The organism is Maritalea myrionectae DSM 19524, assembly GCF_000423365.1.
Classification (GTDB): Bacteria; Pseudomonadota; Alphaproteobacteria; order Rhizobiales; family Devosiaceae; genus Maritalea; species Maritalea myrionectae.
Genome location: NZ_AUHV01000002.1, coordinates 925,724 through 949,172, shown reverse-complemented (window position 1 = coordinate 949,172; position 23,449 = coordinate 925,724). Strand labels below are relative to the sequence as shown.

Annotated in this window: 19 protein-coding genes; 10 read left to right on the top strand and 9 right to left on the bottom strand. The window is 52.8% G+C overall.

Features of this window, described 5'->3' with window-relative positions:
- Nucleotides 1-24 precede the first annotated feature (24 nt).
- Genes G549_RS0104875 through G549_RS0104850 form a run of 6 tightly spaced genes read right to left on the bottom strand, consistent with a single transcriptional unit; the run spans nt 25 to nt 6,580 of the window.
- Nucleotides 25-936, bottom strand: coding sequence for a carbohydrate kinase family protein (locus tag G549_RS0104875; protein WP_027834086.1), 912 nt, complete (start codon nt 934-936; stop codon nt 25-27).
- Nucleotides 933-1,991 (bottom strand): ABC transporter ATP-binding protein, encoded by a 1,059-nt coding sequence (locus G549_RS0104870; RefSeq protein ID WP_027834085.1) that lies wholly within the window; start codon nt 1,989-1,991, stop codon nt 933-935. The genes G549_RS0104875 and G549_RS0104870 overlap by 4 nt, the downstream gene beginning before the upstream one ends.
- 2 nt (nt 1,992-1,993) lie before the next feature.
- A complete protein-coding gene (argH, locus tag G549_RS0104865; protein WP_027834084.1) occupies nt 1,994-3,490 on the bottom strand; it encodes an argininosuccinate lyase in 1,497 nt (498 codons plus the stop codon).
- The gene (locus G549_RS0104860; protein WP_051213383.1) at nt 3,487-4,371 is read right to left on the bottom strand and encodes a carbohydrate ABC transporter permease; all 885 of its coding nucleotides are present in this window, start codon (nt 4,369-4,371) and stop codon (nt 3,487-3,489) included. Before G549_RS0104860 ends, argH begins: the two co-directional genes overlap by 4 nt.
- Before the next feature lies 1 nt (nt 4,372).
- On the bottom strand, nt 4,373-5,266 hold the full coding sequence (locus tag G549_RS0104855) for a carbohydrate ABC transporter permease (protein ID WP_027834082.1): 894 nt from the start codon (nt 5,264-5,266) through the stop codon (nt 4,373-4,375).
- Between the two features lie 54 nt (nt 5,267-5,320).
- Nucleotides 5,321-6,580: a sugar ABC transporter substrate-binding protein gene (locus G549_RS0104850; protein ID WP_027834081.1), complete on the bottom strand. Its 1,260-nt coding sequence runs from the start codon at nt 6,578-6,580 to the stop codon at nt 5,321-5,323.
- 183 nt (nt 6,581-6,763) lie between these two features.
- On the opposite strand from G549_RS0104850, the gene G549_RS0104845 reads away from it, so the two are divergent.
- Nucleotides 6,764-7,960, top strand: coding sequence for an ROK family transcriptional regulator (locus G549_RS0104845; protein WP_027834080.1), 1,197 nt, complete (start codon nt 6,764-6,766; stop codon nt 7,958-7,960).
- Nucleotides 7,961-7,976: 16 nt separating this feature from the next.
- Complete coding sequence (locus tag G549_RS0104840) at nt 7,977-10,361, top strand: PIG-L family deacetylase (RefSeq protein ID WP_051213382.1); 2,385 nt, start codon at nt 7,977-7,979, stop codon at nt 10,359-10,361.
- 58 nt (nt 10,362-10,419) lie between these two features.
- On the opposite strand, the gene G549_RS0104835 is transcribed toward G549_RS0104840, so the two are convergent.
- A complete protein-coding gene (locus G549_RS0104835; RefSeq protein ID WP_051213379.1) occupies nt 10,420-12,516 on the bottom strand; it encodes a bifunctional aldolase/short-chain dehydrogenase in 2,097 nt (698 codons plus the stop codon).
- Between the two features lie 27 nt (nt 12,517-12,543).
- Between G549_RS0104835 and G549_RS0104830 the strand changes: the two genes are divergently transcribed.
- Nucleotides 12,544-13,521 (top strand): sugar-binding transcriptional regulator, encoded by a 978-nt coding sequence (locus G549_RS0104830; protein ID WP_027834077.1) that lies wholly within the window; start codon nt 12,544-12,546, stop codon nt 13,519-13,521.
- Nucleotides 13,522-13,568: 47 nt separating this feature from the next.
- On the opposite strand, the gene mtnA is transcribed toward G549_RS0104830, so the two are convergent.
- Both mtnA and mtnK read right to left on the bottom strand, forming a co-directional pair.
- Nucleotides 13,569-14,663: an S-methyl-5-thioribose-1-phosphate isomerase gene (gene mtnA / locus G549_RS0104825; protein WP_027834076.1), complete on the bottom strand. Its 1,095-nt coding sequence runs from the start codon at nt 14,661-14,663 to the stop codon at nt 13,569-13,571.
- The gene (mtnK, locus tag G549_RS0104820) at nt 14,660-15,928 is read right to left on the bottom strand and encodes an S-methyl-5-thioribose kinase (protein ID WP_027834075.1); all 1,269 of its coding nucleotides are present in this window, start codon (nt 15,926-15,928) and stop codon (nt 14,660-14,662) included. Before mtnK ends, mtnA begins: the two co-directional genes overlap by 4 nt.
- A 172-nt stretch (nt 15,929-16,100) precedes the next feature.
- Here mtnK and G549_RS0104815 point away from each other — a divergent pair, with 172 nt between their 5' ends.
- From G549_RS0104815 to G549_RS0104785, 7 genes are all read left to right on the top strand, one after another.
- Nucleotides 16,101-17,636 carry a sugar ABC transporter ATP-binding protein gene (locus tag G549_RS0104815; protein WP_027834074.1) on the top strand — a complete coding sequence of 512 codons (1,536 nt, stop codon included), beginning with the start codon at nt 16,101-16,103 and terminating at the stop codon, nt 17,634-17,636.
- Between the two features lie 26 nt (nt 17,637-17,662).
- Nucleotides 17,663-18,652 carry an ABC transporter permease gene (locus tag G549_RS0104810; protein ID WP_027834073.1) on the top strand — a complete coding sequence of 330 codons (990 nt, stop codon included), beginning with the start codon at nt 17,663-17,665 and terminating at the stop codon, nt 18,650-18,652.
- Between the two features lie 55 nt (nt 18,653-18,707).
- Nucleotides 18,708-19,754 carry a substrate-binding domain-containing protein gene (locus G549_RS0104805; RefSeq protein WP_027834072.1) on the top strand — a complete coding sequence of 349 codons (1,047 nt, stop codon included), beginning with the start codon at nt 18,708-18,710 and terminating at the stop codon, nt 19,752-19,754.
- 79 nt (nt 19,755-19,833) lie between these two features.
- The gene (locus G549_RS0104800) at nt 19,834-20,277 is read left to right on the top strand and encodes an RbsD/FucU family protein (RefSeq protein ID WP_027834071.1); all 444 of its coding nucleotides are present in this window, start codon (nt 19,834-19,836) and stop codon (nt 20,275-20,277) included.
- A 99-nt stretch (nt 20,278-20,376) separates the two neighbouring features.
- Nucleotides 20,377-21,306 (top strand): transketolase, encoded by a 930-nt coding sequence (locus G549_RS0104795; RefSeq protein ID WP_027834070.1) that lies wholly within the window; start codon nt 20,377-20,379, stop codon nt 21,304-21,306.
- A gap of 11 nt (nt 21,307-21,317) precedes the next feature.
- Nucleotides 21,318-22,322 (top strand): transketolase family protein, encoded by a 1,005-nt coding sequence (locus G549_RS0104790; protein WP_027834069.1) that lies wholly within the window; start codon nt 21,318-21,320, stop codon nt 22,320-22,322.
- A 2-nt stretch (nt 22,323-22,324) separates the two neighbouring features.
- Nucleotides 22,325-23,449, top strand: coding sequence for a RuBisCO large subunit C-terminal-like domain-containing protein (locus G549_RS0104785; protein WP_027834068.1), 1,125 nt, complete (start codon nt 22,325-22,327; stop codon nt 23,447-23,449).

Sequence of the window (23,449 nt, the reverse complement as noted above, 5' to 3'; positions counted from 1 at the left end):
CCCCGACTGCAGCGAGAATTTTGTCTAGCTGCCGGTTTTTTTGATCATTGCTGCACCAGTGGCGCCGCCAATTGAGCTAATGGACGAGGCGGCGAAGCGATTGCCTTCAGCCAATGCCTCCTGATCAGATTTACCTCGAAGCCATGCGGTGATGAACCCCGCATTGAACGCATCACCTGCACCGGTGGGGTCGACAATGGCGCAATGGAGTGCAGGCGCTGATATATGATACGCTTTGTGGAAAAGCGTAGCGCCATCTGCACCACGTTTTACAATAACTTTTGTGGCCCAATTGCTCATTTCGGAAGTAAAAAACTCGATCTCGCCTGCCACATCAAAGACGCGCCGGAATTCGGATAGGTTGGGCAAGAAAAGGTCCACTTCGCCAATCAATTCACGCACATGACCGGCATCCATCGCGCTTTCATCCCAAGCACAATCTAAAGAAATGGTCAGTCCTGCTTGCTTGGCGCGTTCCAAAATTGTGGGCGCTTCCAGCAAGGTTGCCAGTTCAGCAATGTGCAGATGCTGAATGGTGGGATCGTTGATTGCACGATCAAAGCTATCAGGAATGGGAGCGCCACCCCTACGCGTTAAAAACGCGCGATCGTCATTGAGGGCCATTGCAACAGTGAGCTGCGTGCCCCAGCTGGCATCGGCCTCTTCGGTATATGTCTTGCTGATGCCCGATTTGTTCAGATCATTCTGCACAAAGGTGCCAATGGGACCGTGTGGCAAAAATGCGCATAGATCCGTCGGTTGTTCCGCCGCCGCTAAATAGGCCGCAGTGATGTAGGCGCCGCCACCCGCGTGTGCGCTAAAGCTTTCGGCATAAACCTCCTCGCCCAGCTTGGGCATATGCGGCAGGCCGGCGAAAACCAAATCGCAATAAACCCGGCCGACGCATAAAACGCCTTTTTGGTCTAGCTCATTCACGCAATGGTCTCCTGCGTGGCGCTATCGAATACGTGAATTTCTTCGGGATCAGCATAAAGCTTGATCTTGTCGCCAGGCTGGGGGTGAACACGGCCAGGGGCAGACGCAATCACTTCAATGCCGCCAACATCGAGATAAAGCAACGTCTCGGTGCCCAGGGGCTCGACGAGTGAAACGATGCCTTCCATTGTTGGTGTTTGGCCATCCTTGGCGGTGGTCAATTCACTTGGGCGAATGCCAATAGTGACATCTTTAACCCCTGGCGCCTTGGGCAGTTCAATCGTGGGGCCAGCATCCAGTTTTGCTTTGTTGCCCGCCACAGTAGCGGTGAGCATATTCATGGAAGGGGCGCCGATAAACTGGGCCACAAACATGTTTTTAGGCTTTTGAAACACTTCAGAGGGTGTGCCGACCTGCTGAATATGACCATCCTTCATAATGACGATGCGGTCTGCCAACGTCATGGCTTCCACCTGGTCGTGGGTCACAAAAATGATCGTGGTGCCAACACGCTGGTGCAGTTTTTTGATTTCCAACCGCATTTGCGTGCGCAATTGCGCGTCCAAATTGGAAAGAGGTTCGTCAAAGAGGAAAACAGCTGGGTTCCGCACCATGGCGCGGCCAATAGCAACACGCTGACGCTGGCCACCAGACAGCTGCGAAGGTTTGCGCTCCAGCAAGTCTGTCATGCTCAAAATGGCGGCAACTTCATCAATGCGCTTTTCCTTTTCAGGCTTGCTCATTTTTGATGTGTGCAGCCCGAAGCCGATATTTTTGCGCACACTCATATGCGGGTAAATCGCATAGTTTTGAAACACCATCGCGATGTTACGCTCTTTCGGCTCCAGATTATTGACAACGCGGTCGCCAATACTGACCTCGCCAGAGGTGATCTCTTCTAGGCCCGCAAGCATGCGCAATGTTGTCGATTTGCCGCAACCAGAGGGCCCGACCAACACAACGAACTCGCCGTCCTCTACATCTAAATTGATGCCATGTAGCACTTCGGTTTTGCCATAGGCTTTTGTTAGATCGCTTAATTTTACCGTTGCCACAATCATTCCCCCCGATTGTTGAGTAGGGCGTCAAATGCCTTTTCACGCATTTGGTTCGCTGTTTTTTTTCTTGTTTGAATTTGCTCGAAGTGGGCTTTGAGATGTCCAAAATGCGTTATTTGTCGCTCAAGCGACGCCTCAATTGCCACCGGGGCTGGGCCGCCGAAACGCTTGCGCACATTCACAAAATGCCGAGCTGAAACAGCGCGTCGATAAGCGGCCTCATCCAAATGGGACTCGCGTCCGGTCATCTCGACAAAAGCTGTCATAAAATCCGTATGGGCGTCGCCCAACGATTTACCTTCAGCAATCACCTTTTTGGCTGTCGCCGCCGCGACTTCGTGCGCTTGGCGGAAGGATATGCTTTCCTCGCGCACCAATGTGTCTGCCAGCTCTGTGATCGTGATGCAGGCCGCGTCGGCGGTTTTGGCCACCCGGTCGTCATTGATGGATAGGGCCGGGATAAAAGCTGCCAACAGATCAATGGCCCGACCGCCACTTTCAAAAGTGGAATAGCCAGCTTGTTGCACTTCGCCTTCGCTGTCATTCATGTCGGTGAAAGGTGTATTGTGCATGGTGTTGACCATCATGTCGCAACGCCCGGCCGTCACAGAGCACAAATGGCGCATATGCTCGATGGGCACTGGGTTGCGCTTTTGTGGCATGATCGAACTGATTTGCACCAACGCATTCGGTACATAGAGCTGGCCAACTTCAAAGGCACTCCAAAATTGGAAATCCTGGATGACCCGGCCGAGATGCACGAAAACAAGTTTGATGGCGCTATATAACCCGGTGATATAGTCCACGCTAGCGATGCAGCCATATGAGTTTTCTAGCGGTTCTTCAAATCCAAGCAATTCCGCCACATGCTGGCGGCTGACTGGAAAGCCCGATGTTGTGATCGCGGCGGCGCCCATCGGACATTTTTCGATTTGATCACGCGCCAACATCAAGCGGTCGAGATCGCGCAACAAAACCTCCGAAGCGGCCAATAAATAATGGCCAAACGTGCTGGGCTGGGCTGGCTGGCCATGAGTATAGGCCACGATCAATGTTTCTTTTTCACGTGCCGCCGTTTCATGCATGGCGTTGACCAAATTATGCAGCGATTGGATCAAATGATCCGCGCGCTTTTGCAGCCCCAATTTGAAAACCGTATGGTCCATGTCGTTGCGGCTGCGCGCGGTGTGCAACGCGCCAGCGATATCTGGCCCAAGGCGCTTTTTAAGCTCTGCTTCCACAAGAAAGAAATAGTCTTCAACCTCACCCGTGTAGGTGAGGGCGCTAACGTCGACTTCTTCATCAATCGATCGCAATGCCTTGGCCAGTTCATGCCCTGTTTTAGTGGGCAAAATGCCTTCTTCCACCAACATCACAAGATGCGCTTGGTTGATCATGCGGAACGCGTCCACATGATGGGCCTTGGCCCCCTCAAATAGAGGGGCCAAAACCGTGTCTTTATAAACAGGATGTGGAAAGGTTGAGTTATCGGTCATCCTTTCAACCCTGCCATTACCACGCCGCGAATAATGAAGCGCTGGAACACCAAAAACACAATCAGAGTTGGGATCGTGGCCAAAGCGGCGCCTGTCATAATCAACTCCCATTGCACGGACTGCTCCACACTGAACGTCGTGAGGCCAACCGGCAATGTATAAAGCTCGGGCGAGTTGGTGACGATGAGCGGCCAGATAAAGGCTGTCCAGTTGCCGAGGAAGATGAAGATTGCAAGCGCGGCAAGCGCGGGCTTCACCATCGGCATGGCGACACGCCACCAGATTTGAAATTCATTCAGCCCGTCGATACGCGCGGCCTCCAAGAAGTCGTTGGGCACAGATTCAAAGAATTGCTTCATCAAGAACGTGCCGAACGCCGTCATAATGCCGGGGAACATGATGCCCCAATAGGTGTCGAGCCAGCCAAAGTTTTTGGCCATCAAATACCAGGGGATCACCAGCATCTCGGTTGGGATCATCAGCGTTGACAAGATGGCAACGAACACGATCAGGCGGCCACGGAACTCAAACTTGCACAAGGTGTATCCCACAAGCGCGTCGAACAGCACGGCGGAGACCGTGGTGATCACCGCGATAATAAGCGAGTTGACGAACCACATATAAAAGCGGCCATCTTCAAGCACATACGCGTAGTTATCGAGGGTGGGTTCATCCGGAAAGATGGATAGATTGTAAATTTCATGCGGCCATTTGAGCGAGGTGGAGAGCATGTAAACAATCGGCAACACCATCAGGATGCCGCCACCCATCAGCAAGATCCAACGCAAAATTGCGGCGGGGTCCTGTTTGCGGGCATGGCGCTTTGGCGCGGCTTTATCAAGGGCGTCAGCCGTGACTTTAATTTCTGCTGTGTTGGCCATCTTACTTGTCCCTCATGATATAAAGCTGCGCCAGGCTCACCGCCAAAAGAATGACAAAAAGCACTACGGTTTGGGCAGCGGCATACCCCATGTCAAATGAGTCAAAGGCGGTTTCATAAATCATCAAAACCAACGGTTTGGTGGAGTTCAAAGGACCGCCCGGATTGTTTGAGGTCATGTTGAAGACCTGGTCGAAAATCCGCAAAAACCCAATCGATGACAGCACGACCAGGAAGACTATGGTCGGCTTGAGCAGCGGCAGGGTAATGCGCCATAAAATGGTCCAAGGACCAACACCATCAATGCGGGCCGCTTCATAATAAGTTTGCGGAATGGCGCGCAGCCCGGCCATAAAGATGATGATTTGAAAACCCAAACCTGCCCAAACCGCCGGTGCCAAAATTGAGGGAAGCGCCCAGGTGGTTGAGGACAGGAAGGGAAACTGCGGAATGCCGACACTGGCCAACGCATTGTTGAAGAGGCCAATCGGCACGGGCTGATAAAACCAGCGCCAAAGCCATGCCATGGCAACTGCTGATGTCATAAAGGGAAGAAAGTAGAGCGCTCTGATGGTGCCGTGCATAAAGCGCACTTTGTCCAGATGATAAGCGACAAGGAATGACAGGACCAAGCTGACCGGTGTGCCCAAAAGCAAATAGATAAAGGTGTTTTTAAACACTTTCCAAAAAACAGGGTCCGCGAACAATTTGGCATAATTGTCGACACCAGCCCACGTGCGATCGCCCAACAGGTTCCATTCTTGAAACGATAAGGTGATGGCATTCAAGGTTGGGTAGAAGCGTATGACACAATAAAAAAGAATTGGCAGCGACAGAAACGTCCATGCCCAAACCACCTGTTTTTGTTTGATGGTCAAATTGGCGTAAAAGCTCATATCTGTTCCCCTCAGAATATAAAGGGGCGACGCGCCGCCGCCCCTCTAACTCGATTATTCGCCGTAATATTCGTCGAGAATTTTTTGCTCTTCTTCTGCCGCAATCGCAATGGCTTGCTCAGCGGTTTGTCCTTCAAGGAAGATGCGTTGTGTTGCATCCATCAAGACCTGACGTTGAGCTGACTCATTGGCAAAAATGGTGGTTTTTGCATAACCCAAGCCTTCGATGAAAGGACCAAACACAGGATTGGCTTTGTTTTCATCTGTCAATGCGGCCGAAGGTTTCGCAGGCAGCTCGCCAACTGTGTCCAGCCAAATCTGCATTGCTTCGTCTGATGTGATAAAGGCCAGGAACTTCTGCGCAGCTTCGGCTTTTTCGCCTTGTGCCTTAGAGGTGACGGCATTCACCCAATAGCTTGAATAGTTGGACTTGGTGCCATCAGGGCCAGCGGGCAGTTCAGCCACGCCCCACTTCAATCCGCGGGTCTTTTCAAGTGCCCCAATGCGGAATGAACCATCAATGTGCATGCCTGCGCGCCCTGCTTTAAAGGCCGCTTGCGGCTCGTCCATAAAGCCTGCTTGGGTCACCTCGTGCACGTTCTGCAGGTCGGTATACCACTTCATGGCCGCAGCGCCGCTGCCGTCATCATCATAATTCACATTCTGATAATTGTCGGTGTAGGGCTCGCCACCAAACTGACGGGTCAACACCTCGCGCCACCAATGGTGATCCTGAGCATTCATGCCTGTGGTGATGCCCACCTGCGTGATGTTGCCGGAGCCGTCTTTTTTGGTGAGTTTTTTGGCAGATTCGACCAACTCATCCAGCGTTGCTGGCGGGTTTTCGATGCCAGCCTCTTCAAACAAGCGTTCATTGTAGAAAAGAGCCAATGAGCGCACCGCAGTGGGCAGCGCCATATATTGACCATCACGCTTCATGGCTTGCACCATGGGGAAAAATTCGGCTTCGATTTTTTCCGGGGGGAACATATCGGTGGGCAGCGGCGTAATCAGCTCAGCGTCCACATAATCATTCAACCACCCATAAAATAGCTGCACAACGTCCGGGCCTTCGCCTGCGGGAATCGCTGCCGCCACTTTGGTGCGGTAATCCGCATAAGGGAATGTGTTGTGCTTGACGGTGATGTCTGGGTTTTCAGCCTCAAATTTTTCGATCAGCGCATCAATGGCATTGACGCGGGCTTCGAAAAAATATTGCCAATATTCGATTTCCACAGCCCAGGATGACCCGGCGCTGAGGGCGAAAATTGCACCTGAGGCAAAGCCCAGTAGCTTGTTCTTCCATGATTTCATTTTTGGATCCCTCCACTATAGGTTGTGCTCAAGGCTGAATATTATTTTTGTTTTTCAACATCTTAATGGAGGGATATGCCCTACATTTGATGTTTTTTTGCTCGAGCCTGCCGGTAAGTGTTGACCATTTGAGAAAACAAATCAATACTTAACTCAAGTTAATTGAGTAAATAAATTTCATTTATGACAACAAAGAGCACAACAGGCATTATTGGCGGCAACGCGCTGCGCAATCGCGACCACAATCAAAAAGTGGTGCTTGATTATGTGCGGGCGAATGAACCTGCCGGGCGGGCCGAAATTGCGCGTAGTTGCGGGCTCAGTATTCAGGCGGTTTCTAACATTACAGCTGAACTTGAGCGTCAAAAATTGCTCATGCCCGACGGCCACAAAACTGGGGTGCGCGGCAAGCCTGCTTTGCAATATAGGTTCAATCCCGAGGGGGCCTTTGCGATCGGCGTCGAGTTGCGACCGGATGTGATTATTGTTGCCGCGTTGAACTTGTCGGGCAAGCAGATTTATTTTGAACGTGTGATGCTGGAGGATGCTCACCCGGAGCCGGCGATCAAAGCGGTGGGCGATCAGGTGCGGGCAGCAATAGCCGCCACTGCCTTTAGTCCGAAAAGCCTGTTGGGTGTGGGTGTGGTGATGCCCGGTCCGTTTGGCGAAACAGCCATCTCCAGTGCCGGTGAAGCTGTGCTGCCAGGGTGGGAAGATGTTGATCCTCAGGCGGCATTTGAAGCCGAAATAGGACATCCCGTTCTGATCGAAAATGACGCGACAGCCGCCGCTGTTTCAGAGCGGGTGGCAGGGGTCGCCAGTGACATGGACGATTTTTGCTATGTGTATTTCGGTACGGGTATTGGCCTTGGGGTGATTTCTCAGGGGCATGTGATGCGCGGTGCGTTTGGAAATGCGGGTGAAATCGGCCACATCGTCACGCAAATTGGCGGTCGTGATTGCCCGTGCGGCAACAAAGGGTGTCTTGAAACCTATGCCAGCCGCTATGCGGCTCGGCAACATTTGGCACAATTTGGAATCGACGCAAATTCCGGCGATGATTTTGCTCAATTGGTGGCGCAGGATAATCCACATTTTCGCGATTGGCTTGACCAGGCCGCTCAACATCTAGCCCACGTCATTGGCACGCTAGAGAACATTTTTGACCCCCAAAGCGTGATTTTAGGTGGGGCGTTGCCCGACGCTGTCATCAACGCGCTTATCGAACGCCTCGATTTGCCCGATGGGTCTGTTTCCAATCGCGAAGACCGCACCTGCCCGCGGGTCATGCGTGGGTTTTCCGGCCGACTGACGGCGGCATTGGGTGCGGGCGCAATGGTGATCCACCAAACCATAACGCCAAACACACGAACATATTGAACGCAAAGGAATAATTATGCCCAAGCATGATGCAGATCGATTGTTAAACGCCTTTGCGCAGCCACGTTCTGTGCAGCTTTGGCGCGCTTTGTTGCCGCTAAAATCCTGTGTCTCCTTTATGAATACCGGTGCACACCCTGATGATGAAATCTCCACCATGCTGGCGGCTTTGCATTATCGCGATGGGATCAATTTATCCCACGCCTGTTCTACCCGTGGGGAAGGCGGGCAGAATGCAATTGGCACCGAAACCGGTGTTGATCTTGGCGTGGTGCGTACGCGTGAAATGGAACGTGCGGCAGACATTTTGGACATGACCCAATATTGGCTGTGCCAATATCCCGGTGATCCGCTAGCAGACTTTGGATTTTCCAAAAGTGGCGAAGAAACCCTAGAAAAGTGGGGCGAAGCGCGCACGTTAGAGCGTTTTGTTTGGATTTTACGTACCGAGCGTCCAGATATCGCCGCCGTCACATTTCTGGATGTGCCGGGGCAGCACGGGCACCATCGGGCGATGACAAAAAGTGCCTATAAGGCGGTGATATTGGCCGCTGATCCAGAGGCGTTTCCTGAGCAAAATCTACCTGTGTGGCATGTCAAAAAACTCTATCTGCCCGCATGGTCTGGTGCGGGAGATGCATATGATGATGACTTGCCGCCGCCGCCCGCAACCGTGGAGATTGACGGGACTGGCCAAGATCCTGTGATCGGTATGGATTATGCGCAATTGGGGCAAGTGTCTCGCGCTTACCACCAAACGCAAGGCATGGGCACCTGGGTCGCGCCGGGCAAAGAGAAAAAATGGCCCCTGCATTTGGCCTGGGCGGCCGACGAGGCACCCCATGATGAGCACTCAATATTTGAGGGGCTGCCCCAGACTTTAGACCAGCTGGCAAATTACGCCAAAGCGCCCGAAATCGGCTTGCTGCTTTTCACCGCACAAAGTGCGATGGACGCTGCGCTTGAGCATTGGCCGCATGCCAATCGTGTTATGACATCTTTGCTGGCGGCGCTGGAAGCTGTGCGTGAAGCCAAGGCGCAATGTCCAAGCCACGCGAAGGCCGAAATCATCCATCGGCTCGATGCAAAAGAGATGCAACTACAGCGTGCGCTTTACTTTGCCTGTCCAGTGCGCGCCAGTTTGTCGTCAGATCAGATTTATGCGCGTCCCGGCGATGCGGTGCGATTTGAGGTGGAGTTGGATTCGCCATTTGACATTGAAGCGACGGTCGTTTGCCCAGCAGGATGGCAGGTAACAAAAGAAGCGCCACATCAATTCGAGGTCCGAGTGCCCGTGGACGCGCTACCAAGCGATCCATTGCCCGATATTTGGTCGCCAGTGCGCGCCAATGAAGATGTCCATCTGCAGCTCGCGTGGACGATCGAAGGCGTGAAAATAGAAATGCAAATTGATCCATTGCAACGGCTAAACATTTTGCCTGCACATGAAGTGGCCTTGGAGCCCAAAGCAATTTTGCTGAATAAACAATGCTTGGCCACCAAATCTATTGAGCGTGCGGGCGGCAGCGCCGACGATTTGCAGATAGCTGGAGACGACTCTTTGGAATGCGAAGTGGGGGCTCGAGGGATTGCGTTGACGGCGAAGGAAAACATTGAGCCAGGTCTTTATGAGTTGCCCGTGACGCTGGGCGGTGAAGATGCCTATTTTGTCCGGCGTATGCATTATCCGCACACGGGACCACTCAATCGGGCAGAGCCTGCGCGATTGTCGGTGCGTGTTTTGGATGCCACGCTGCCACGGGGACGTATTGGCTATATTGGTGGCGGCAGTGATCGTGTGGATTACTGGCTAAACCAATTTGGCGTGGAGGTGGCAAACATCGACGACGATGCCATTGCAGCGGGTCGGTTTGATGATTTTGATAGCATCATTGTGGGGGTATTTGCTTTCCGCACTCGCCCCGAATTGCTCAACAATATCGAGACACTACATAGATGGGTGCATGGCGGCGGCAATTTGCTCACCCTATATCATCGCCCATGGGACAATTGGGATAAAGATCGGGTCCCATTGGCGCCATTGGAAATTGGCAAACCCTCCTTACGGTGGCGTGTGACCGATGAAAATGCAGCCGTGACCTATTTGGCGCCCGAGCACGAGGTGCTGAACGGGCCAAACACAATAGGGGCTGACGACTGGGCAGATTGGCACAAGGAGCGAGGGCTCTATTTTGCTTCAACCTGGGACGATGCCTATCAGCCGCTCTTGTCTATGCATGATGCGGGCGAGAAGCCACTTGAGGGCAGCTTGCTTGTCGGTGCGTTTGGCAAGGGGCGCCACATACACACCAGTCTGATCCTGCATCACCAGCTTGATAAGCTGGTGCCGGGTGCCTACCGCCTGATCGCCAATTTGTTGGATTGGAGCCGTAGCGGTTGACCGATTGCGCGCTGGGGAGCGGCACGTGACTAGCCAGTTCACGTGCCGACAAGTTTGGTTAGCGTAAGCTGGCTTCAATGTTGCCGCCGTCTACGGTCATTATATGCGCCGTTGTGCGGGCCGCGAGCGCAAGTGCCACAAATGCGTCCGCAACGTGGTGGGCCTCGACCTCCCGCTTGAGCAAATTACCAGCCATATAATTTTCGGCACTGATGTTGCGAGATTTAGAGCGGCTTTCGATGAATTCGTCAGTCAACAAACCAGAGCGAATGCGATCGGCATTAACGCCATTGACACGGATGCCCATTTCCCCGAGCTCGAGGGCAAATTGCTTGACCAAGAAAAATGTCGCGGCCTTGGGTAATCCATAAGCGCCAAAATCTTTGCCTGGATTGACCGCTTGCTTGGATACATTGAAGAGAATATCGCCGCCCGTGCCTTGGGTATGCATCACCTTTGCTGCAGCTTGCGCAATTTTTTGGTGCGAGAAGAAATTGAGCTCAAAGCTATTGCGCAATGTATCTTGATCTATATCGAGCATGGATTTTGACCACGCCGCGCCTGCATTGGTGACCAAAATGTCAATGCCGCCGAACCGTCGAACGATGGCATCAATGGCATGTTGTGGCCCTTCCGTGCTGCAAAGATCGATCACGGCGCCATCATGATCCATGCCCAAATTGCCAATAGCTCCGATCAACGCATCCTGATCCCGGTCGACCACGAAAATGTTGGCGCCCTGATCTTTGAATGCTTTTGCTGTGGCCAGTCCGATTGCACCGGCACCGCCCGTCACCAACACGGCTTTGCCTTGCAATGGCTTTGGTTTGGCTTTGCCCAACTTGGCCTGTTCCAATGACCAATATTCCATATCAAAAAGGTCATCTTCCTTGATCGGGTAAAAGCCACCATTGGCCTCGGCCCATTCCATCACCTGAATCGTTTGCGTGCCGAGATCTGCTGCAATGCGAGCAGCGGCAGCATTGCCGCCAACCCCGATCAAACCGAGACCGGGCACCCAAAATAGATTTGGGGTGGGCACCAACATGGTTTTTTGATCGCTCACTCGTGCGTCCTGCCGCGCGAAATAGGCTTTGTAATTCTCGACAAATGCATCAATGGCCGCATCAATTGTTTGCTGATCGTCGCTGGCGATAATGGTAGGAAACCCTTTGGTACGGATCACATGGTCTGGTGTGGCTACACCGCGCTTGGCCAGATCACCCAAATCATCGCGGGTGAGAAAGCGCAAAATCTGGTCATTGGCACGCAAATCCAAAAATGGTGCGGCTTGGTCCTGATTGCCCGTATGTGTCTTCATGGCACGGGCAAGGCTGGCACGAATTTTCGGCAAGATGCTTTTGGCACTGAGCATTGACCCGCGCACAGGGGGCTGCGCTTCAGCGCGGCGCTCAAACCAGTCTTGAACCGCACTCACATGCTCAACCATCAATTCGTAGGATGATTTGGCGTCAGGGCCGAACGTGAAATGACCGTGATTGATCAGATGCAGCCCTTCAACATCAGGGTTCTGATCAAAGATATCGGCCGCCACCTTGGCCAGTTCAAAGCCAGGCATAATATAGGGCACCAGAGCCACCTTATCGCCAAAGATCTCTTTGATCACCTCTTCCACATTCGGCATGTTGGCCAAAGCCAGCATGGCCGTGGCGTGGGTGTGATCGACGAATTTGTGGGGGATATATGCATGCAGCAAGGTTTCAACTGAAGGGTTCGGCGACGTACTGTCGAGCAGGTTGGAGCGCTGCAAATTCACCATGTCTTCGTCGGATAACGCTGGGAGCTGGCGTAGCTTTTCAAGCGGTGTGATGTGCACACCGGGCAGGCCCGCCGCTTCGATGGTTTCAAGGTCCCAACCGCTGCCTTTTACGTGAAGCACATCTATTTCATTGCCGAAAATATCCGCGCGTTTCACCTTCACAGAAGTGTTGCCACCTCCATGCATCACCATATCAGGGTCTTGACCAATGATACGGGATGTATAAACCCTCAATGCCAGTTGACGATCTGCTTCCTCTGGGCCAGCATTATCAAGAAAATGTTGAGCGTCTTTGTCGTTCCAGAGATTTTTTACCACGAAGCTGTCCGTCCAGTTAGGGGAAATTTTCTGTAATTTGACAAATGTTAGTAACATCTGTCAAATAGAAAAAAGAGGGATTTTATGGCATACGGCAAAAGACGCGCCTCAGGACAGGTGAGTGGTGACGAAATCGTGGTGGAAGCGGCGTGGCTTTATTACCATGACGGGCTAAACCAAAACGAAATTGCCGATCGCTTGGCGGTGTCTCGCGCCACTGTCGTTAATTATTTGCAGGAAGCGCGTGAGCGGAACTATATCCGCGTCACCATGGCGCCTGACGTATTTATGGGCCATAAGCTTTCGCACCAATTGCGCGAAAAGTTTGGCCTGAAAGCCGCCTTTATCGTGCCCAACGGGTTGGGCGATATTCAATCGCGGCTCACACGGGCCGCGCGCGGCGCGGCCGAATGGTTGCCGGATTTGGTGGCGCCCGGCGATAAGCTGGGGGTCGCTTGGGGGCAAACCATATATGAAATGGCAGAACTTTTGGTGTCCTCTGCCAATGTGACCATTCCTGATGTGGAAGTGGCGCAGCTCGTCGGTTCGATGGCAACGCCCTATGGCTTCACTGCCGAAATCTGTTCCGCCCATTTGGCACAGGGCCTCGGCGCGGCCTGCATCAATTTGCATGCGCCGGCCATTGTCACCAACATTGATTTGGCCCGGCAATTGCGGGCGGAGCCGATCATTAAAAATCAGTTGGCCGCGTTGGATCAATGCAACAAGGCTGTGTTTGCCGCAGGGTCTGTGTGCGCCAATTCCCACGTCGTGATGAGCGGCATTGCCAGCGAAGACGATTTGAAAACCTATGTGGAAAATGGCGCCAGTGGGGTCTTGTGTGGTCGTTTTGTCGACAAGGTCGGTAAACCTGTCAAAGGGCCGCTTGATGAACGCATGATTGGCGTTGAACTGGACAAGCTAACAGATCTCGAAATGGGACTTTTGGTTTCCGTCGGCGAAGATAAGGCCAAAGCGATGGCGGCGGTGATGAATGGCGGCTATGCGACCCATTTGGTGACCGATGCGGAAACAGCTGAACTTATTCTCGCTTTAGATTAGACGTTAAAAAGAAAAGGGCGCAAACCATGTTGCGCCCCCTTCCCACATTATTCCTGCTCAGGGAATAGTTTTTTCAAGCTTTCACTCGAAGCATCGCAAATGCCACGCTCTGTGATCAGACCAGTGATCAGGCGCGATGGTGTCACGTCAAATGCGGGGTTGCCACCTGGGGTGGCGTCAGGTGAAATTTGCACCCAATCACGCTCGCCATTTTCCAGCTTGCCATAAACATGGGTCACTTCGCGGCCATCGCGTTCTTCAATTGGAATTTCCTTCACGCCATCGTTCACGGTCCAATCGATGGTGGGTGAGGGCAGCGCCACATAGAAAGGCACATTATTGTCCTTGGCGGCCAACGCCTTCAAATAGGTGCCGATCTTGTTGCACACATCGCCTTGGGCGGTGGTGCGGTCTGTCCCCACAATCACCATGTCCACTTGCCCATGCTGCATCAAATGGCCGCCCGCATTGTCCACGATCAACGTGTGCGGCACGCCATGGCTGGCCATTTCCCAGCTGGTCAATTGTGCGCCCTGGTTGCGGGGCCGGGTTTCATCCACCCACACATGAACCTTCAAGCCTTTTTCCACCGCATGATAGATGGGCGAGGTGGCGGTGCCCCAGTCCACAGTGGCGAGCCACCCCGCATTGCAATGAGTTAAAATATTGATCGTTTCGCCCGGCGCTTTTTTGGCCGCAATCTCTTCAATGAGTTTGAGGCCGTTTTCGCCAATGGAGCGATTGATCTCTACATCTTCATCGCAAATTTCGGCTGCCAGTTTGTAAGCCGCTGCCGCGCGTTCTTCCGGTGCCATGGCACCAAGATGCGCTTTGGCGCGGTTCAAAGCCCAACGTAGATTGATGGCGGTGGGGCGTGTCTCGTGCAAAATCTCCCACGATTTTTCCAAATTGGCATCCGATGGATCGTCGGCCATAGCCAAAGCCATGCCGTACGCCGCGGTGGCGCCGATCAGCGGCGCACCGCGCACCCACATATCCTTAATCGCAATGGCCGCGTCTTCCCGCGACTTCAGGTCAACGACCTTCAGCTCATGCGGCAGCAGGCGCTGCTCAATTATTTTGACGGTTTTTTGATCGTCCCCAAGCCAAATCGAGCGATAATGGGTGCCATCTATTTTCATAGGAAATTGTCCTTTCTAACCGTGCGCGCAAGCTCGGCGATTTGGTGGGGGGATTTATATGCAGCGCGTGAAATCACAAGCTGGCGGCCAAAATGCAATGCCCGCGCTTCACAGGCGGCGCGTTGATCATCATCTTCGATGCTGTCGAGCTCCATAATGTGAGCCAGACCCAGAATGCGGCGGTGCATTTCAACACCAGCAAAGCCAAGCAAGTCTGTCCATATGTCGTTCAACCGATCGGCCAGCGCTTGTTCTGACGCAAGGTTTTGATTTTGGTCTTCGTAAAGCCGCTGGTCATACAAAATGCCGTTGCGTTCCGTACGCCACAAATGGCTGAACTCTTCTTCAAAATGGTGCCAGATGTCGCACGTCACGTCCAAAATCCATTGGGCATAATCGTCGCGCGCGCCTTTTTCAGATTCGTGGCCATCTTGCGCAAAAAACGCCATATAGAAATTGCCCAACAACATGCCAATGTCGAACCCGATGGGACCATAGGTGGCAAATTCAGGGTCAATCACAACCGTGTCCGTTTCAGTCACCATGATGGAGCCGGTGTGCAAATCGCCGTGCAACAAAGTCTCTGCATTGTTACAGAACTTGGCCTTTAGATGCTGTGCGGCGACTTTAAGGTCGATATCCGCGCGCAGGCTGGCCACGAGGCCGTCTAATTGCGGGCTGGTGTGGCGATTCATCTCCGCATCATAATAAGGGTCAGTGAACACCAGATTTTCGGTAATGTCACAAAGCTCAATATTGTCCGCGAAAAGTGCCAAATCCTTTTTACGCTGCTTTGTGTCCATTGAAAGGTCTGAGCCGCGGAACAAAGTACGGGCACAAAATTTGCCAGCCACCTCAGCCAAATTTTTATGCTGCACACCATCTTTCAGGCTGTTGCGCAAAATGACATGCGGTGACATGAACTGCATCACAATAAGCGCCTGCGATTCGTCGAAGTGATAAACCTCCGGCACATCCTCTGGCGCATATTTTGCCTGCCGTGTCAGCGCGTGATATTCAAAAAAGGCACGCTTTAGCGGCAGGGGCCAACTGTCGCCCACAAGGCGCACATAAGGCAGCGCCTGCTTCACAATTGCTTGTCCGCTCGGGCCGGTGACAATAAACACAAGGTTTAAGTTTCCATCGCCGACTTCTTGGGCTGTCCACGTGCTGGAATCGGGGCCTACTTTTTCCTGTAAAATCTCCAAATGGCCAAGTTTTTCGCCAATTGTGTCTACATTTAATGGTTCATATGGATTGCTCACAATATCCTCCCAAAGCGCTCGTCACGCTAACAAATTCAAGGGTTAGGGTGACATGCAAAAGCGCAAACGCCAAACACATATTGACCCATGATTTGCAATTTAAATGTCAAATGTCAATAACGTTTGACATTTGATGTCAGATGCATTTAACGTGACTTCATCGGAGGAGACTATGGCTGGAATACCCATTAAAATTCGTGGGCTAGAAAAGAGATTTGCCGCCAACCGTGTGTTGCGCGGCGTGGATCTTGATATCCCTGCGGGCAAGGTGACCGTTTTGATGGGCGCCAACGGGGCGGGCAAGTCTACGCTGGTGAAAATAATCTGTGGCCTATATGAAGCGGACGCAGGTGAAGTGTTTCTCAACGACGAGCCATTTGCGCCCAACACGCCGTCAGCGGCGCTGCAAGCAGGCATCGTCACTGTGCACCAAAACATCAATGATGGGGTGGTGCCAGACTTGGATGTGGCGTCCAACTTGATGTTGGACTGGTTGGCCAACCCAAAGAGCGCGCCATTGCTCAATCCAAGACGGATTCGCAAATCCGCTGAGGAAATTGCCGCCAAACTCGACTTGAACTTTGATATGAATTCAATGGTCAGCGACCTCACGCTCGCTGATCGCCAATTGGTCGCGATTGCACGGGCCATGGCCCATTCGCCCAAAATGATGATTTTGGATGAGCCGACCTCCTCCCTTTCCGCAGCCGAAGCTGAGCGCCTGTTCAGGTTGGTGGAAAAACTACGTGAGAGCGGCGTTGCGATTCTTTATATTTCCCACCGCATGTCAGATATCCGTCGCGTGGCCGACAGAATTGTCTCCATGCGAGATGGCACTATTGTTGGCAAATACGAAACAGCGCCGCTGGATTATGAGGGCGCCGTGAATGACATGCTCGGGCACACCATGACCGATGTGAACATCACCGTACAAGCGCCTGGCGAAAAAGTGCTGGAGCTCACCGATGTGAAACTCAAACCTGAAAGCCAGCCGATTAATCTAACAGCCCACCGCAATGAAGTGATCGCGATCACCGGGTTGGTTGGCGTGGGCAAAACCCAGCTTTCTGAAGTTCTATTTGGTCAAATGGCTGCGGCTGGCGGCAAAGTGCAACTTAACGGCAAGCCCTATGCGCCAAACTCCGCACGCGATGCCATCAATCAAGGCGTGTTTTTGTGCGCAAAAGACCGTGGCACAAACGGTGTGGTTCAGGATTTCGATATTAACCGCAACATTACCTTGCCGTTCTTGTCCAGCCTGTCTTCCTTCGGTTTTGTGCGCCGAAATGCCGAATACAAAATAACCAATGCCGCCATCGACAAGCTGGGCATCGTCTGCCAGGGGGCCAATGATGAAATTGGCACGCTTTCTGGCGGCAACCAGCAAAAAGTCATGGTGGGCCGTTGGCTCTCTCACGAATGCGACGTGCTGATTTTGGATGAGCCCTTCCAAGGGGTGGATATCGCTGCGCGTCGCGATATTGGCACCAAATTGCGCGAAACAGCCAAAGATCGGGCTACCATCGTGCTGGTGGCGGAATTGGATGAGGCTTTGGAAATTGCAGACCGTATTTTGGTGATGGCTGAATTCACCATTGTCGGTGAGCACAAAAATGAACATGTCGATGTGGACTTGATCTTAGAGCAAGTATCTGGCGCTGCAGCGGCAAAAGACCAACAAAAGCAAAAAGAAGGGGCAGCTCGATGAGCGAAACCCGTGTAAACACAAAAACAATGTCATTAACCGACTACGCCATTCGCTATGGCTTTGTGGCCTTGTTGGTCGGCCTTGTGGTGTATTTCAGCATTGCCGCAGAAGGGTTTGCAAGTCCCTATAGCGCAGTGTTTATCTTCCAGTCTGTTGCCATCACCGGCATTTTGGCCTTGGGCGTAACGGCCACCTTGGTGGTGGATGGGTTTGATCTGTCCATTGGGGCGGTCGCCACTTCGGCGTTGATGCTATCCGCCTATGTGATGGTGGTGCTCGAGCAAAGCGCACTGGTTGCCGTTGTTGCCTGTTTGTTGATGGGCGCGCTGGTCGGACTGATCAATGGCTTCTTGATTGTGCAAATGCGCGTGCCGGATTTGCTGGCAACATTGGGCATGATGTTCTTGCTGATTGGTCTGCAGCGTATTCCAACCGAAGGGCGCTCCATCGCGACTGGCATGAGCTTGCCCGATGGTTCGACAGCTCAGGGTAGCTTTTCGCCAGAATTCTTGGCGCTGGGCCGTCATCGCTTTGACTTCTTTATCGACAATCTGATCCCGGTTTCCGTGGTCTTCTTGATTGTTATTGCCATCGGCATCTGGCTTTTCCTTGAATATACCCGTTATGGCCGAGTGATGTACGCGATTGGCTCCAACCAACGCGCCGCAAGCCTTGCTGGTGTGCCGGTGAAAAAATACAAAATCATCGCCTATATGATTTCAGGCGTTTTGGCCTCAATGGGTGGCATCTTGCTTGCGGCCCGTCTTGGCCGTGGCGATATCGCCTCGGGCAACAATTTGCTGCTCGATTCCGTGGCCGCCGCGCTGATCGGTTTTGCCGTTCTGGGCGCCGCCAAGCCAAATGCTTTCGGCACGGCAATCGGCGCACTTTTCGTCGGCATTTTGCTGCAAGGCCTCACCATGATGAATGCCCCTTATTACACGCAGGACTTTGTGAAAGGTGGCGTGCTGGTGGTGGCCCTCATGTTCACGTTCGCGCTTTCAAATAGACGCTAGGCCCGACCACCCTAGAGCGTTCAACAATATGGTCGACTTAAATCGGAGGAACCAAATGAAACTAACTAGACGCATGTTTGCTAAAATGCTCGCAGGGGTTTCCCTTGCCGCATCTAGCTTCGTAGGATTGGCCCATGCGGCCGATATGCCTGCACCATTCGACAATCCAGGCGATGTGAAAATTGCGTTGGTGCGTTATCTCTCAACGGGTGACTTTTTCCAGGCTTATTTGTCTGGCGTAGAGCGTCAGTCAGAAGCTTTGGGCGTTGATCTGCGCGTGTTGGACAGCCGTCAGGACGCTGCCTTGCAAGCAGATATGGTCGATCAAGCCATCGCCCTTGGTGTAGACGGCATCATCGTGCAGCACGGCCTGACTGAATCCATGCAGGAAGCTGTGCAACGCGCAGTGGATGCAGGCATCAAAGTTGTGGCTTTTGACGTGAATGTTGAAAATCCAGCGGTGCCGCAGATCGAACAGTCTGACCGCGACTTGGCCCGTTTGGCTTTGGAACAAGCGATCGCTGACAATGGCGAGAGCTGGAAAGCCGGCTATGTCTACGTACCAGGCATCGCGCCATTGGATCGTCGTAACGAAACTTGGGTAGAGTTCAAAGAACGCTATCCTGGCATCGACGAAAAAGCCCAGTTCGGCACATTGGACAACCCAATCGCCAACTCAAACGCCAACCAAGCGCGTTCAGTATTGTCCGCCAACCCAGACATCACTGTGATGTTTGCGCCATATGATGAATTTGCTAAAGGCGTAAAAATTGCTGTTGATGAAGCGGGCATGACCGATCAAGTCAGCATCTATTCCGCTGACGTTTCGACATCTGACATTGCAGCAATGCGCGAGCCAAACAGTGCTTGGAAAGCCACAGCGGCAACCAACCCAGCAGTTGTGGGCGAAGTGTCTGTACGGGCCTTGGCCATGATGTTGGCTGGTGAAGATCCCGGCGCAAGCGTTGTGGTGCCACCAACCTTGATCACACAAAAAGATCTGTTGGAAAAAGACATCAAAAACATGGAAGAGCTGAGCGAAAAATTGCCACAGTTTGCCCATGCACCAGTGGCGGTTCCAGACTGGATGCCGTTGCCATAATCTAAAAGACGCAACCCTTTGAACTTGGGGCGATCAACTGGGCAAAACCCAAGATCGCCCCTTTTTTGTGGAGGAGCAAATGCTCAAAGGACTAGACCGCAAACTATCCGCCCATCTCGTCTATGTGATGATGCAAATGGGCCATGGCGACGAGATCGCTATTGTGGATGCAAATTTTCCTGCTCATTCGACAGCGCTTGAAACAGTAACCGGCGAAATCGTCGACCTGCCCGGCATGGATGCCCCAGCTTTGATCAACGCCATGACCAAGCATTTCCCGCTTGAAGAATTTTACGATTTTTGCGCATGGCGCATGGAAATCGACAATGCGCCCGACGAAATGGGTGAGGTGCATCAATTGGTATTTGATGTGCTGGAAAAGGCCAAGCCAGCGCCTGCAAATCTCGGCTCACTTGAGCGTCAAACATTCTACCAACGCGCCAAAAATTGCTTTGCTGTGGTGCGTGTGGGTGAAATGCGCCCATTTGGGTGCTTTATCTTGCGCAAAGGCGTGATTTTTTAGCAGTTCAGGGCGCCTGCACGCTTTATTTATCAAATGTTATGTGTTACTGACATTAGTAATAATTAGAGAATCCACGCCACACTTTTGATGGGGGAACGGGTGAAAAACCAAAAGACGACAGAAGAGATCGCGTTGGGCATACGCCGCCGCGTTTTTGAACACTCGATGCGCAACAATGGTGGCTATCTCAGCCAAGCCTGTTCAGCCGCTGAGCAATTGGCATGGCTTTACAATGAAGCGTTGAATTTGGGCGAGCCAACAATGCCGATGATCCCGCCGCCATTTGGCGGGGTGCCCGCGCCGGGCAATGATGACTATGTCACCGGTGCTGGCTACAACGGGCCGTTTGAACCCCAATATGACCGACTGTTCATTGCCCCAGCCCACTACGCGCTGGTGGCCTATGCCACCTTGATCGAGACAGGGCGCATGGCGGCAGAGGGGCTTGAAATGTTCAATAAGGACGGTTCTTCAGTTGAAATGATTGGCGCGGAACACTCTCCCGGCATGGAAGTGCACAATGGCACCCTCGGCATCGGCCTATCCACGGGCGCTGGCCTTGCATATGGCCGTCGCTTGCGCGGCGAACCTGGCGAAGTCTGCGTGTTCATGTCCGACGGTGAAGTGCAAGAAGGACAGACCTGGGAAGCCATTCAGGCCTGCGCGCACCATGGTATCGACAATGTGTGGGCGATCATGGATGTGAATGATCAGCAGTGCGATGGCGCCATGTCCTCAGTTATGGAAGTACGCGATATCGCCACCAAGATGCGCGCCTTTGGCGCAACCGTGGTGGAAATTGACGCCCATGATTTGGATGCGATGCGACAAGCCAAAAAAGAGCCACATGAGGGGCAGCCCTTGATAATTCTGGCGCATTCATCACCCACACACGGCATGTCATTTTTGCAAAAACGATTCCCGCGCTTGCACTATGTGCGCTTTAAATCAGAACAAGAGCGTGACGAGATGAACGTCTCCATCGCAAAAGAACTGGGCATTGATCCGGTTCAATTCGACACGCATTAGGGAAGATCAAAATGGTTGAAATGGTAACGCGCCCTTATGCGGGTGCATTTGAAAAATACGCGCTGGCCAACAAAGATGTGTTGTGCATGTCAGCGGATTTGACCTCATCTTGCGAGATTGATGGCTTCCGCGATCGGCACCCCGAGCAATTCATGTCGATGGGCATGGCTGAACAGAATATGATGAGCTTTGCGGGCGGATTGGGCCTTGCTGGCTTCCGGCCCTTCATTCACACATTTGGGGTGTTCACCTATCGTCGCCCCTATGACCAATTGATGGCCTCGATCGCTTATCCGCGCCGTAAAGTGCGGATCATGGGCTTTTTGCCGGGCGTCACCACGCCGGGTGGCATGACCCACCAAGCCATTGAAGACATTGCGATCATGCGCGCGATGCCAAATATGTCGATCTTGGAAACAGGCGATGCCACGGAAGTCGAAAGTCTTTGTGAAGCTGCAGATTCCATTGATGGTCCGGTTTATTGTCGCGTGTTGCGCGGTTCGGTGCCGCGTCTGTTTGATACCCCGATCAAAGTGGGTGAAATGCGCGAACTCTCCCAAGGCGATGACGTTCTGGTGGTGACAGCGGGCATCACAACAGAAGAAGCTCTTCGCGCAAAGGCGGCTTTGGCAGGCGCTGGCGTGTCGATCCGGCATTTGCACCTCAACACCATCAAGCCGTTTGATTCAAAACGTCTGCTTGACCATTTGCAATCAGTCAAACACGGGGTGATCACCCTTGAAAACCATGTGATCAATGGTGGTATCGGTTCGCTCGTGGCAGAAACCATCGCCGAAGCTGGTATTGAGAAAAAGCTGGTGCGTTTGGGCCTTCAAGACACATATGCCCATGGGGGTTCACGCCCCTATTTGATGCGCTATTACGGTCTTGATGCTCTGGCCCTAGTGCGTGGCATTGAAGGGCTGATGAACATTGAAACCAATATCGACGCAGACGATTTAGACACAGTGCGGGTAGATGCGGTGCATTCAAGCGCCAAGGCGGAGGCCCTTTAATCATGGACCGCTTGCACGTTACCTATCAAATCGAAGCGCAAAGCAACGATGAGGCGCTGGAACGCGCCCATAATATCGCGCTGGAGCAGACCGTTGAGATCCCGCGGGACGTGGTGCCTCAAGGATTTATCGAGGACGAGATTTTAGGTAAAGTTGAAAGTTGTGGCCAATCCCATGAAGGTCAGTTCGAGGCTGTGCTCTCCTATAGCCCTGAAAGCGTTGGCACAGAGCTAACGCAGCTTTTCAACGTCATCTTTGGCAATTCTTCAATCCAAAAAGGCCTGCAGGTAACTCATATTGATTTGGGCTCCACGCTGGGCAAACAATTTCCCGGTGCGCGATTTGGTATTGAAGGTGTGCGCAAACGTGCGGATACCCCAAAGGGAGGGTTGATTTCTCCAGTGCTGAAGCCCCAGGGCTCAAGTGCCGACGAATTGGCCGAAATCGCCTATTTGTGCGCGGTGGCTGGCGCCAATATTGTCAAAGAAGATCATGGGTTGGTGAACCAGCCGGCAGCGCCGTTCAAAGAGCGGGTGGAGAAAATCTCCAACGCGGTGGCGCGGGCCAATCAAGAGACCGGTCAAAGCTGCCTCTACTTGCCCAACATTGGCGGCCATTTCGCGACATTGATCGACGATGCCCATTTTGCCAAACAGGCGGGTGCAGGAGGCATTTTGCTCATGCCCGGCCTATTGGGTTTTGACATCGTCAACCACTTCTCGCGCGACACGGCATTCGACTTGCCGATCATGACACACCCCAGCTTTTTGGGGCCATATGTTTTGTCCAATGATACGGGTTTCACCCACGCCATGATGTTTGGCGTGTTGCAGCGCTTGGCTGGCTCGGACATTTCTGTCTTCCCCAATGTAGGCGGTCGTTTCGGCTTTTCTGTTGAAGAGTGCAAATCAATCGCAAATGCATGCCGTGCAGCGGACGGCATCGGGAAACCCATGTTCCCCAGCCCGGGCGGCGGCATGTCAAAAGACAGGGCTGGCGATATGCTCAGCATGTATGGTGACGATGTGGTTTATCTTTTGGGCGGCAGCCTGTTACGCTATGGCGATAAGATAGGTGAAGGCATTAAAGACATGCGCGCCGCACTTGAGGCAGCGCGACATTCGTAA